Origin of the sequence: Rhodococcus sp. BL-253-APC-6A1W, assembly GCF_012843405.1 — a bacterium.
GTDB lineage: Bacteria > Actinomycetota > Actinomycetes > Mycobacteriales > Mycobacteriaceae > Rhodococcus.
The window spans coordinates 29,340-39,973 of record NZ_JABAFB010000009.1; the positions used below are offsets into that span (position 1 = coordinate 29,340).

13 protein-coding genes are annotated in these 10,634 nt (G+C 64.3%); 1 reads left to right on the forward strand and 12 read right to left on the reverse strand.

The window, feature by feature from the left end; translation table 11 throughout:
* Positions 1 to 28 precede the first annotated feature (28 nt).
* The 12 genes from HF877_RS15095 to HF877_RS15150 all read right to left on the reverse strand — a co-directional run bounded on the left by HF877_RS15095 (position 29) and on the right by HF877_RS15150 (position 9,722).
* On the reverse strand, positions 29 to 847 hold the full coding sequence (locus tag HF877_RS15095) for an acyl-CoA dehydrogenase family protein (protein ID WP_169622012.1): 819 nt from the start codon (positions 845 to 847) through the stop codon (positions 29 to 31).
* A complete protein-coding gene (locus HF877_RS15100) occupies positions 844 to 1,932 on the reverse strand; it encodes an acyl-CoA dehydrogenase family protein (RefSeq protein WP_169622013.1) in 1,089 nt (362 codons plus the stop codon). The genes HF877_RS15095 and HF877_RS15100 overlap by 4 nt, the downstream gene beginning before the upstream one ends.
* On the reverse strand, positions 1,929 to 2,345 hold the full coding sequence (locus tag HF877_RS15105; protein ID WP_169622014.1) for a nuclear transport factor 2 family protein: 417 nt from the start codon (positions 2,343 to 2,345) through the stop codon (positions 1,929 to 1,931). Before HF877_RS15105 ends, HF877_RS15100 begins: the two co-directional genes overlap by 4 nt.
* The gene (locus tag HF877_RS15110; RefSeq protein ID WP_169622015.1) at positions 2,332 to 3,543 is read right to left on the reverse strand and encodes an amidohydrolase family protein; all 1,212 of its coding nucleotides are present in this window, start codon (positions 3,541 to 3,543) and stop codon (positions 2,332 to 2,334) included. Before HF877_RS15110 ends, HF877_RS15105 begins: the two co-directional genes overlap by 14 nt.
* A gap of 4 nt (positions 3,544 to 3,547) precedes the next feature.
* A complete protein-coding gene (locus tag HF877_RS15115; RefSeq protein ID WP_169622016.1) occupies positions 3,548 to 3,871 on the reverse strand; it encodes a hypothetical protein in 324 nt (107 codons plus the stop codon).
* Positions 3,855 to 5,129 carry an aromatic ring-hydroxylating dioxygenase subunit alpha gene (locus HF877_RS15120; RefSeq protein ID WP_169622017.1) on the reverse strand — a complete coding sequence of 425 codons (1,275 nt, stop codon included), beginning with the start codon at positions 5,127 to 5,129 and terminating at the stop codon, positions 3,855 to 3,857. Before HF877_RS15120 ends, HF877_RS15115 begins: the two co-directional genes overlap by 17 nt.
* A 245-nt stretch (positions 5,130 to 5,374) precedes the next feature.
* On the reverse strand, positions 5,375 to 5,686 hold the full coding sequence (locus tag HF877_RS15125; RefSeq protein ID WP_169622018.1) for a DUF1330 domain-containing protein: 312 nt from the start codon (positions 5,684 to 5,686) through the stop codon (positions 5,375 to 5,377).
* Positions 5,687 to 5,852: 166 nt separating this feature from the next.
* On the reverse strand, positions 5,853 to 6,041 hold the full coding sequence (locus HF877_RS15130; protein ID WP_169622019.1) for a ferredoxin: 189 nt from the start codon (positions 6,039 to 6,041) through the stop codon (positions 5,853 to 5,855).
* Positions 6,038 to 7,330 carry a cytochrome P450 gene (locus tag HF877_RS15135; RefSeq protein WP_169622020.1) on the reverse strand — a complete coding sequence of 431 codons (1,293 nt, stop codon included), beginning with the start codon at positions 7,328 to 7,330 and terminating at the stop codon, positions 6,038 to 6,040. The genes HF877_RS15130 and HF877_RS15135 overlap by 4 nt, the downstream gene beginning before the upstream one ends.
* Before the next feature lie 267 nt (positions 7,331 to 7,597).
* On the reverse strand, positions 7,598 to 7,921 hold the full coding sequence (locus tag HF877_RS15140) for a hypothetical protein (RefSeq protein WP_169622021.1): 324 nt from the start codon (positions 7,919 to 7,921) through the stop codon (positions 7,598 to 7,600).
* Positions 7,905 to 9,179, reverse strand: a complete 1,275-nt coding sequence (locus HF877_RS15145) for an aromatic ring-hydroxylating dioxygenase subunit alpha (RefSeq protein ID WP_169622017.1) — start codon at positions 9,177 to 9,179, stop codon at positions 7,905 to 7,907. The genes HF877_RS15140 and HF877_RS15145 overlap by 17 nt, the downstream gene beginning before the upstream one ends.
* A 6-nt stretch (positions 9,180 to 9,185) precedes the next feature.
* The gene (locus HF877_RS15150; protein ID WP_296550700.1) at positions 9,186 to 9,722 is read right to left on the reverse strand and encodes a carboxymuconolactone decarboxylase family protein; all 537 of its coding nucleotides are present in this window, start codon (positions 9,720 to 9,722) and stop codon (positions 9,186 to 9,188) included.
* 382 nt (positions 9,723 to 10,104) lie between these two features.
* On the opposite strand from HF877_RS15150, the gene HF877_RS15155 reads away from it, so the two are divergent.
* Positions 10,105 to 10,416 carry a hypothetical protein gene (locus tag HF877_RS15155; protein WP_169622022.1) on the forward strand — a complete coding sequence of 104 codons (312 nt, stop codon included), beginning with the start codon at positions 10,105 to 10,107 and terminating at the stop codon, positions 10,414 to 10,416.
* The last annotated feature ends 218 nt before the right edge of the window (positions 10,417 to 10,634 follow it).

A 10,634-nucleotide genomic window follows, 5' to 3' on the forward strand; every position in this document is an offset into this window, starting at 1 on the left:
TCGCCGGACCGGGATGCAGGTCGGTGTTTCAGAGGTTGACGAGACGGGGCGCTGACCCACCGGCACGGATGATGGCACCGGCCTCCCGGGTCAGCTCCCGGGAACTGCCGAGCATGCCGTCGAGCACGAGCGCGCGCCGGATATGCCGGTGCAGGTCGTGCTCGGCGGTGAATCCGATACCGCCCAGGACCTGCTGGCAATGACGCGCGGTGAGGATCGCGGCCCGGCCGGCCGCAGCTTTCGCGAGCAGTGAGCCCAGGTCGTCGGTGGCCGCATGCAGCGTGGCCTCGGCGCCCTCGATGGCGACGAAGGTTTCCGCGAGCCGATGCCGCACCGCCTGGAAACCCGCGATGGGCTTGCCGAACTGGGTGCGGTCGAGTGCATGGGTACGGGCCAGGTCCAGCATCGCCCGGCTCGTACCGACCAGCCACCAGCCGAGCGCCCGTCGCCCGGCGGACACCGGTATCGAGCTTCCGGACTCCACCACGGCGACAGGAAGTTCGGCGTCGAGAGCCTCGGTGTCCCGGTCGTGACGGGACCACTCGATCCACCGGTTACCGGTGTAGGGCAACGGCACGGTGCTACCGATGCCGGAGCCTGCCTCGGCGAGTACGACATCGTTGACGACGGGTGCATGCGCACCCGTCTCCCCGAGTAGCCCGAATACGAGAGGTATCGCCACTTCCGGCATCTCGGCGAGCATTTCCGGCCAGCCGAGTTCCACGAGTGCCGCATCGAGCGCGGCACCGGTGGTGGTCTCCATGGTCTTCCGCAGCGCATCAGCCAGGAGACCCAGTTCGGGATCCAGCGCCGCCGCATTCGGCTGGGCGGTCTTGTACGTCGTCATTCGGTCCCCAATCCGAGCAGCCGTCGCGCGATGATGTTCCGCTGGATTTCGGCGGTACCGCCGTAGATGGTCGCTGCGCGCGAATACAGGAATTCGGTGCGCCACTCCCCGTCCGACAGTTCGATCACACCGGGAAGAAGGTCGCGGGCGGTGTCGAACAACTGCTGCTCCGCGGTCGCGAGAAGGACCTTGTCGACCGAGGTCTCGGGACCCAGCGGTGCGCCCGACGCGAGGCGTTGCTGCGTCGCGTACGACCGGCTCCGCACGGTATGCAGCGCGAGATACGCGGCGCCGAGTTCGTCGTCGGACGCCGAGTCCGTCTCCTGGACCAGGCGATCCAGCCGGGTGAACAGGTACGCGATCCGATGCCAGAAGCACGTCGACCGCTCGTGCGGGAGCAGATCCATCGCGAGCTTCCACCCGTCACCGGGGTTACCGAGCATGCGGTCGGCGGGGACGACGACGTCGTCGAAGTACACCTCCGCGAACTCGTCGACCCCGTGCATGGTCCGCAGCGGACGCACAGTGATCCCGGGGGTATCCATGTCGACGAAGAACGCGGTGATGCCCCCGTGCCCGGGCGCGGTCCGCGTGAGCAGGACACAGCGGGAGGAGAACTGCGCGAGACTGGTCCACACCTTCTGGCCGTTGACGACCCACTCGTCGCCGCGCTGTACCGCCCGTGTGGACAGCGACGCGAGGTCGCTCCCGGAGCCCGGCTCCGAGAACCCTTGGCACCACTGTTCCTCGCCGCGAAGCAGTTTCGGAACCATTTCGGCCGCAAGCTCCGGCCGGGCGTACGAGATCATCGTGGGCGCAAGCACTTCGATCATCGAGTAGATGCCGGGTTCGGCGAGGTCGCGGGTCGCGACCTCTTCGCCGAGCACTGCCCGCAGCATCGCGTCGCCGCCGAGTCCACCGACCGCCTCGGGCCATCCGTAACGCATCCAGCCGGCGTCGTACAACGCACGCCGGACCCGGCCCAGCTGTTCGACCTGTGCGTCGAACGAATGATCTGGGCCGGGCCGGAGGTCGTTCTCGTCGAGCCAGGCGCGTACGGCGTCCCTGAACTCGGTCACGTTCATGCCGAGGGCCGCTCGAATGCGTGCGGAATGCCCGAATCGTGTGCGCCACTGCGACGCATGAAGGTCATCGCCCGGGTCCGGAGCCGCCACCCGTCCTCGGTGCGGACGTAGGTGTCGTTGTAGTACCCGATCCGCATGTCGTGGGTCGCGTGATCGACGAAGCACAGGGGCTGCGTCCCCGTCGCGGTGTCGCCCTCGAGTTCCACCAGCGCCGTGCCGGTCATGAACAGGCCCTTCGGGGCCGCCGCGACCAGTTCGGGGAACTGGTCGAGGGGGAACGCGTCGCCGAACGCACTGTAGGTGCCGTCGGGGGTGAAGACGGACACGACACCGTCGACGTCGCCCTTGGTCATGTTCACCGCGTAACGCGCGAGAAGCTGATTGATCTCGACCAGGTCGTCAGTTGTTGACATAGACCTTTCCGCCTTTCATCACGAACCGCACGTTCTGGGTGACGGTGATGTCTTCGGTGGGATCGCCGGGAACGGCGATGATGTCGGCGAGCAGGCCCTCGGCGAGACGGCCGCGGTCGTCCACGTCGATGAGTTCGGCCGCATTGATGGTCGCCGCCTGGATGACTGCCAGCGGCGGCATGCCGCGGTCGACGAGCGCGACGAGTTCGTCGGCGTTCTTGCCGTGCGGTATGGCAGGTGCATCGGTGCCGACCGCGATCTTCACGCCGGCCTTGTACGCGGCAAGCACCGAAGTGCGTGCCTTGGGGAACATCTCGGCTGCCTTGGCCTGGAGATCGGCCGGGGCGTGGGAGATGTCCATCGCGTCGGCGAGCCGCGTCGTCGGCACGAGGAACGTGCCGTTCTGCACCATCTGGTCGATCGCGTCGTCGTCGATGAGGAAGCCGTGCTCGATGCAGTCGATACCTGCGGCAACGGCCGCACGGACGGCGTCAGCGCCGTGCGTGTGGGACGCGACCTTGAGTCCACGGCGGTGCGCCTCGTCGACGATGGCGCGGAGTTCTTCGTCGGAATAGTGCTGTGCTCCGGGAAGTCCCGTGTGCGACATGACGCCACCGGAGACGCAGACCTTGATGAGCTGCGCGCCGTGCTTGATCTGGTACCGGACCGCCTTGCGGACTTCGTCGACGCCGTTGGCGATTCCCTCCTCGATCGTCAGCTCGAGGACACCGGGTGCGAACGCGGCGAACATGGTGGGGTCGAGGTGTCCACCGGTGGGAGTGATCGCATGGCCGGCGGGCACGATGCGCGGTCCGTCGACCCAGCCGGCGTCGATCGCCTTGCCCAGTGCCACGTCGAGCAGGTACCCACCCGTTTTCACGAACAGGCCGAGGTTGCGGACGGTGGTGAAACCGGCACGCAGCGTGCGACGCGAGTTACCCACGGCGCGGAGCATGCGCAGCGGCGGATCGTCCTGCACGGTGGAGTAGACGGGCTTCTCGCCGCGGCCACCCATCAGCAGGTTGACTTCCATGTCCATCAATCCCGGCATCAGGATCTGGTCTCCGAGGTCGATGACCTCGCCCTCCGGTTCGCCGCCGACACCGACGATCCGGTCGCCGTCGATGCGCAGGATGCCCGGTCGGATGATCTCGCCGGTGTCTACATCGAGTAGTCCGGCCGCCTTCAGTGTCAGCATGCGCTCACACCACCGGTTCTTTGGTGATGGTGGCCCAGGCGGCGCCGCTGTCGGGGACGCGGGGCTGTTTCCAGACTTCGATGGGGAAGGAGACCATGACCAGCGACTGCATCAGGTGCATGAGGCTGCGTGCGTCGTCGGGCAGGTCGTCGAGGTCGAACTTGTCGCAGTAGGTGATGGCGTCTTCCAGGCGTGCGAAGGCGGCGTCGTAGAACTGCTGCATTTCGGGCATGGTCGAGGCGAGGCGCTTGGCGTAGCGCTCGGGTTCGGTGGCCAGGGCCCAGTCGGCGTAGGGCTCGAGGTCGGAGAACTCAGTTGGCAGCGGCATCGCGGTGCTCCTTGACGTAGTCTGCGACGGTTTTGTGGAGGTGGCGCAGGAGCATTTCCTGGTCGCAGAGGGGGAATTCGGTCACCGCGCGGGTGCCGATCATCGTTTGGGTGGCTTCGAGGGTGTTGGCGTCCTGAAGGGCGTATTCCTTGAAGGTGACTGCGGCGAGTTCCTGTGCGAGGCGCTCGCGGGCGTTCTTCGGGGGGACGAAGTACAGGCTTGCTTCGAAGATGTGCTTGTCGACAGCGGTGGGCCAGTAGTTGTAGGTCAGGTACCAGCCCGGCTCCCAGATGAGCAGGGTCATGTTGGGGAAGAACTCGAAGCTGTCCTGGCCCCAGCTGTGGAAGTTGGCGGGGTTGAGTGCCTTGGGCAGTTCGTCGAGGCCCTCGATGTCGGGCTTGTCCCAGGGTCCGAACAGGCCCGAGCGCAGGGCGCGTTCGATGGGCTTGACCATGTTGGGGTCCTTCGGCGGTGCCATGCCGCCCCAGGAGGAGATCATCGAGTGCGGGGGCTGGAGGTCGTAGTGCAGGGCCTCGTAGCCGTAGCCGGCGAGCTTTTCGGCTTCTTCCTTGACCGCTTGCTTCATGTGCAGGATCGGTGCGTGGTAGAACTCGGCGAAGGCGTCGATGAACAGCTTCCAGTTGGCGCCGATTTCGGAGCGGTAGCTGTAGACCTCGGTCATCTTGTCGAAGGGGTAGCCTTCGAGTTCTTTGGCGTAGTCGCCGAGGTAGTCGACCAGTGCGATGGCGTTGGGGTCGAGGTTGATGTAGATGAACCCTTCCCATGTTTCGCAGCGGACGTCTTTGAGGCCGTAGTCCTTCTTGTCCAGGTCGAAGAATTCGCCTTCTTGCTGGACGAAGGTCAGTTCGCCTTCGAGGCTGTAGCGCCAGGCGTGGTATTTGCAGGTGAACTGCTTGCAGCTGCCGGCGGTTTCTTCCTGGGGGAAGTCGTTCCAGACGAGTTTGTTGCCGCGGTGGCGGCAGACGTTGTGGAAAGCGCGGATCTTGCCGTCGTTGCCTTTGACGATGATCAGGGAGGTTCCGGGGCCGGCGGAGGGGAGTTCTTTGGTGAAGTAGCTGCCGGTGCGGGGGAGTTGTTCGACGCGTCCGACGTAGAGCCAGGTCTTTTTGAAGATGGCTTCGCGTTCGGCTTCGAAGAATTCGGGGTCGATGGAGTCGGTGTAGTCGACCGGGGCGGTACCGAGTTCGGGATAGTGCTCGGTCCAGCTTCCCTCGGCCGGTTTGGTGAAGTGGGGCAAGGCTTTCTACCTTTCGTCTTCGAACTTGTCACCGTGTGCGGAACCATCTGCCCGCAACCCGGAACCCGATCGCACCCGCTGTGTGATCTCTTGAATGAGAATGACGCTCTCATTCATGAGCATCAGATTTTCACACAACCGCTACCACGTCAACGGTCGACTCGACGTCGGGGAGAAAGCATGTAGGCCCGGACCGAGAGGTCCGGGCCTACGACTACAGGGAGCGCGGGGTGGGGTGCCGCCGTTCAGGACGGGCGGGCCGGCATCTCGAAGCCCTCGAGGATGACGGCGTTGGTGTCGGCAGCGGCGTGGCGCAGAGGGACTGCCGCCTGATATTCCTCCGAGTCGTACCACGCCTGGGCGGCCTCGACGGATTCGAACTCGAGAACGACCGTCCGGTCGCCGTGCCACTGACCTTCCAGAATCGTCGGGCGGGCGTCTACGGAGAGCACGGATGCACCACCGCGGCCGAGCGAAGGGGCGGAGGCTGCGCTGTAGGCGCCCATCCCCTCGGGATCTTTGACGGCTTCGGTGAGAACGACGTATCCCTTGGGCATGACTCTCCTTGTGGCGTTTTCGGGCGGTATCCCGAAGGGAATCAAACCTCGCCCGTCCGCGCAAGGGAAGCAACAACTCTGGTGTAGGGGTGCTCCTCGGAACACAGAAAAGGCGTCGGCCCGGACCTTACGGTCCGGACCGACGCCTATCGTCGAGTCGAGTGGATCAGGTGATCGTGATGGCGCGTTCGGGGCAACTCGCCGCAGCTTCGCGAACCGAGTCCTCGTGTTCGGCCGGTACTTCCGACACGAGGGTCACGGCGTACCCGCCGTCGCTGAGATCGAACACCTCGGGGCAGAGAGCAAGACAGACGCCATGGCCGCGGCAGGAGTCGTCGTCGACGGAAACCTTCACTTCGCGTCGGCTTCCGGGAGCGTGAAGTCAAGGTTCAGGGTGAGCAGACCACGAAGAATGAAGGTGGGCAAGTAGTCGAACTTGCGGTCGCCTTCGGGGCCGTGCACCTTCTCCGAGATGGTGATGTTGCTGGTCCGCTCGAGCAGTCGCTCGAAGCCGACCCGCGCCTCGGTGCGAGCGAGCGGGGCGCCCGGGCACGCGTGGATGCCGCGACCGAACGCGATGTGGGTACGCGCGTTGCGGCGGTCGAGATCGAACTCGGCCGGGTCGGTGAACTGGCGGGGGTCGCGGTTGGCGGCACCGTTCACGAGCATCATGATCGTGCCCGCCGGAACCTCGACGCCGCCGACCTCGGCCGGAACCTTGGAGAGCCGGAAGTCGCCCTTGATCGGGCTCTCCATGCGCAGCGTCTCCTCGATGAAGTTGTTGATCCGCTCGGGATCTTCGCGCAGCGTCTGCTGGAGCTCGGGGTCCTCGGCGATGATGCGGAGCCCGGAGCTCACCAGGCGGACCGTGGTCTCCTGGCCGGCGGAGAAGACGTTCGCCGCGATGCGCAGGACGTCGTCGACCGGCGGAAGCGTGCCGTCCGGGAAGGTCGCGGTGGCAAGACCGGTCAGGACGTCGTCCCGCGGGTTGGCGCGCCGGTCCTCGATGTACGCACCGAACTTCTGGTAGAGGAACTCCATGGGGTTGAGCTTGAGCTCGGTACCCTCTGTGCTGCCGATCGAGATACCGTCCTTCATCACCAGGTTGAGACCCTCGATGAACTCCTGGTGGTCGCTCTCCGGGACGCCGAGCAGGTCGGCGATCACGAGCATGGCGAACGGCGCGGCGAACTCGCTGATGACCTCGCCCGAGCCCTTGGCCAGCAGGTCGTCGAGCAGCTTGTCGGCCAGGCGCCAGATGAACTCTTCGTTCTCCTTGAGGCGCTTCGGGGTGATCAGGCGCATCAGCAGAGCGCGATGGTCGGTGTGCTGCGGCGGATCCATCGTCGGCAGCTGGTCGTTCATGGGCAGCTTGGGGCGCGTCTCTTCGATCAGGTCGGTGATGTCGTCGCTGTCGGTGGGGAGGGGGAATCCCGAGTACGGGCCCGTCACCGAGATGCACGAAGAGAAGGTCTCTTCGTCATTCAGGACCTGGATGGCTTCCTCGTACCCCGTGACCATCATGACGTTGTGGTGCGGCTCGCGCTTGACCGGGCAACTTTCCCGCATCGCGTCGTAGTACGGGCTCGGATCGCCCACGAGGGAGGGGTCGGTGAAGAAGTTCAGCTTCTCGAGTTCGGTCATGTTCTTCCTCTCAGAAGAAGTGGAGCTGCGGGGGTGCGAGGAACCGGGGCCATTGTCGGGAAGACGGGTAGCCGACCAGGATCTGGTCCACATCCAACCATGTTGATCTTGACTCCGAAATTCGGGAGCTATCGTACATTTCGGACTCTGTTATGGATGATCAGAAAGGACGCCAGTATTTGTGGCAAACAACAAAAGCCCGCACCCGTACCCCGACCCGATGGGGTCGGTGCACGGATGCGGGCGCTGCAGGCATCGGCGGTGGGGTCAGATCACCGGTTCTTTGGTGATGGTGGCCCAGGCGGCGCCGCTGTCGGGGACGCGGGGCTGTTTCCAGACTTCGATGGGGAAGGAGACCATGACCAGCGACTGCATCAGGTGCATGAGGCTGCGTGCGTCGTCGGGCAGGTCGTCGAGGTCGAACTTGTCGCAGTAGGTGATGGCGTCTTCCAGGCGTGCGAAGGCGGCGTCGTAGAACTGCTGCATTTCGGGCATGGTCGAGGCGAGGCGCTTGGCGTAGCGCTCGGGTTCGGTGGCCAGGGCCCAGTCGGCGTAGGGCTCGAGGTCGGAGAACTCAGTTGGCAGCGGCATCGCGGTGCTCCTTGACGTAGTCTGCGACGGTTTTGTGGAGGTGGCGCAGGAGCATTTCCTGGTCGCAGAGGGGGAATTCGGTCACCGCGCGGGTGCCGATCATCGTTTGGGTGGCTTCGAGGGTGTTGGCGTCCTGAAGGGCGTATTCCTTGAAGGTGACTGCGGCGAGTTCCTGTGCGAGGCGCTCGCGGGCGTTCTTCGGGGGGACGAAGTACAGGCTTGCTTCGAAGATGTGCTTGTCGACAGCGGTGGGCCAGTAGTTGTAGGTCAGGTACCAGCCCGGCTCCCAGATGAGCAGGGTCATGTTGGGGAAGAACTCGAAGCTGTCCTGGCCCCAGCTGTGGAAGTTGGCGGGGTTGAGTGCCTTGGGCAGTTCGTCGAGGCCCTCGATGTCGGGCTTGTCCCAGGGTCCGAACAGGCCCGAGCGCAGGGCGCGTTCGATGGGCTTGACCATGTTGGGGTCCTTCGGCGGTGCCATGCCGCCCCAGGAGGAGATCATCGAGTGCGGGGGCTGGAGGTCGTAGTGCAGGGCCTCGTAGCCGTAGCCGGCGAGCTTTTCGGCTTCTTCCTTGACCGCTTGCTTCATGTGCAGGATCGGTGCGTGGTAGAACTCGGCGAAGGCGTCGATGAACAGCTTCCAGTTGGCGCCGATTTCGGAGCGGTAGCTGTAGACCTCGGTCATCTTGTCGAAGGGGTAGCCTTCGAGTTCTTTGGCGTAGTCGCCGAGGTAGTCGACCAGTGCGATGGCGTTGGGGTCGAGGTTGATGTAGATGAACCCTTCCCATGTTTCGCAGCGGACGTCTTTGAGGCCGTAGTCCTTCTTGTCCAGGTCGAAGAATTCGCCTTCTTGCTGGACGAAGGTCAGTTCGCCTTCGAGGCTGTAGCGCCAGGCGTGGTATTTGCAGGTGAACTGCTTGCAGCTGCCGGCGGTTTCTTCCTGGGGGAAGTCGTTCCAGACGAGTTTGTTGCCGCGGTGGCGGCAGACGTTGTGGAAAGCGCGGATCTTGCCGTCGTTGCCTTTGACGATGATCAGGGAGGTTCCGGGGCCGGCGGAGGGGAGTTCTTTGGTGAAGTAGCTGCCGGTGCGGGGGAGTTGTTCGACGCGTCCGACGTAGAGCCAGGTCTTTTTGAAGATGGCTTCGCGTTCGGCTTCGAAGAATTCGGGGTCGATGGAGTCGGTGTAGTCGACCGGGGCGGTACCGAGTTCGGGATAGTGCTCGGTCCAGCTTCCCTCGGCCGGTTTGGTGAAGTGGGGCAAGGCTTTCTACCTTTCGTCTTCGAACTCGATACCGAAGGTGTTGTACGCCATCGCCATCAGGCTGTAGCCACCTACGGTGAAGATCAGGTCCATGAGTTGTTTGGTGTCGAGACGGGCTGAAAGTGCCGTCCATGTCCGCTCGGAAATCCGCGAGGACTCGTGTAGCTCGTCGACCGCCTCGAGCAGCGTGCTCTCGAAGGGATCGTCCGACTTGCCGTCCAGCGCTGCGGAGATTTCGTCTGCGGTCAGGTCGGTTTCTGCCGTCGCAATGACTTTGTGATGCTCACGCTCGTACTCGCATTCGTGAAGATGTGCGGTACGAAGGATGGCAAGTTCGCGCAGGCGGGGCGGCAGCGTGGACCGGAAGAGCAGATGCACACTGAACCCGAGGAATGCCTTCGTCAGTTCCGGATGGTTCACGAGCGTCGCCATTGCGACACCTGCGCGTTCCGGATTCCGCATATCCCGGGGCATGAGCCCTTTCAAAGCGGCATCAACCTTGTCGTCCCATCGATCTGCCGGCAGTGGGGGCAGTAGGACCACTCCCAGCCTCCTCCCTCTCGGAGAATCACATTCTCATTTCTGATCGATAGGTTTCCATGCCTCGCGCCGGGTGTCAAACACCCACGATTCGCGGGATGTAGCCGCAGGTCACCGGGGTGTCGAACGGTTCTCCCCGCGCGCGCACGTCGCGCGAGGTCTGATAAAGGAGGTCGCTCCGCTTAGTGGTGTTTGCCGGGAGAACAGGTTGATTCTCCGGATAAGAGAAGATAGTTTCCTCGTATTGAGCTGCTCGAACCGCTGCTCTGTGCCGCTCGTGCTCGGGGGTGCCGTGGAATGCGGCACCCAGGCCCGGGCTTTCCGGATGTTCGCGCACTCGCAGAACCCACGCTCGGTGTCCGAGCGATCGACAGAGAGGTACGCCGTGACCACACCTTCACCGCTCCGCCCCGGTCAGCAGCTCGCCAGCACCACCTGCTCGACGAGAATCGTCGTCGTCCGGGTTCCCTCGGAAGGCGTGCAGGAGTTCGCCTGTGGCGGAGAGGCCATGATCCCGGCATCTCCCGGCCGGCCGTCGGCACCGGCGAGCGGCACCGGGACACTGCTCGGCAAGCGGTACGTCGACGCCGGCGACACGGTCGAGGTGCTCTGCACTTCCCCGGGCGCAGGAGAACTCAGCTACGCCGGGGTTCCCATGGCCGTGAAGTCGGCACAGGCATTGCCGGCATCCGACTGACCGATCCGAGTCGGTGCGTTCGAAGTGGTGCTCGAAAACCGTCGAGCACATTCCCGGGAACGGTGCACAGCCGGTGCACGAATCGCAGAAGGGCACGAAGTGAGCGTCCAGGTACGCAGTCACCGCGAGATCGGTGAATCCGAACAATTCCGAAGCTGTCGGGAGACTGCGCGGCACTACCGTCGTGCCCGCGTGCTCGCACGGCCGTGCGGATCGGA

Coding starts and splice junctions, on each gene's coding strand:
- HF877_RS15100 (WP_169622013.1), bottom strand. CDS start 1,932: ATGAACGTGACCGAGTTCAGGGACGCCGTACGCGCCTGGCTCGACGAG.
- HF877_RS15105 (WP_169622014.1), bottom strand. CDS start 2,345: ATGTCAACAACTGACGACCTGGTCGAGATCAATCAGCTTCTCGCGCGT.
- HF877_RS15115 (WP_169622016.1), bottom strand. CDS start 3,871: ATGCCGCTGCCAACTGAGTTCTCCGACCTCGAGCCCTACGCCGACTGG.
- HF877_RS15095 (WP_169622012.1), bottom strand. CDS start 847: ATGACGACGTACAAGACCGCCCAGCCGAATGCGGCGGCGCTGGATCCC.
- HF877_RS15110 (WP_169622015.1), bottom strand. CDS start 3,543: ATGCTGACACTGAAGGCGGCCGGACTACTCGATGTAGACACCGGCGAG.
- HF877_RS15140 (WP_169622021.1), bottom strand. CDS start 7,921: ATGCCGCTGCCAACTGAGTTCTCCGACCTCGAGCCCTACGCCGACTGG.
- HF877_RS15125 (WP_169622018.1), bottom strand. CDS start 5,686: ATGCCCAAGGGATACGTCGTTCTCACCGAAGCCGTCAAAGATCCCGAG.
- HF877_RS15135 (WP_169622020.1), bottom strand. CDS start 7,330: ATGACCGAACTCGAGAAGCTGAACTTCTTCACCGACCCCTCCCTCGTG.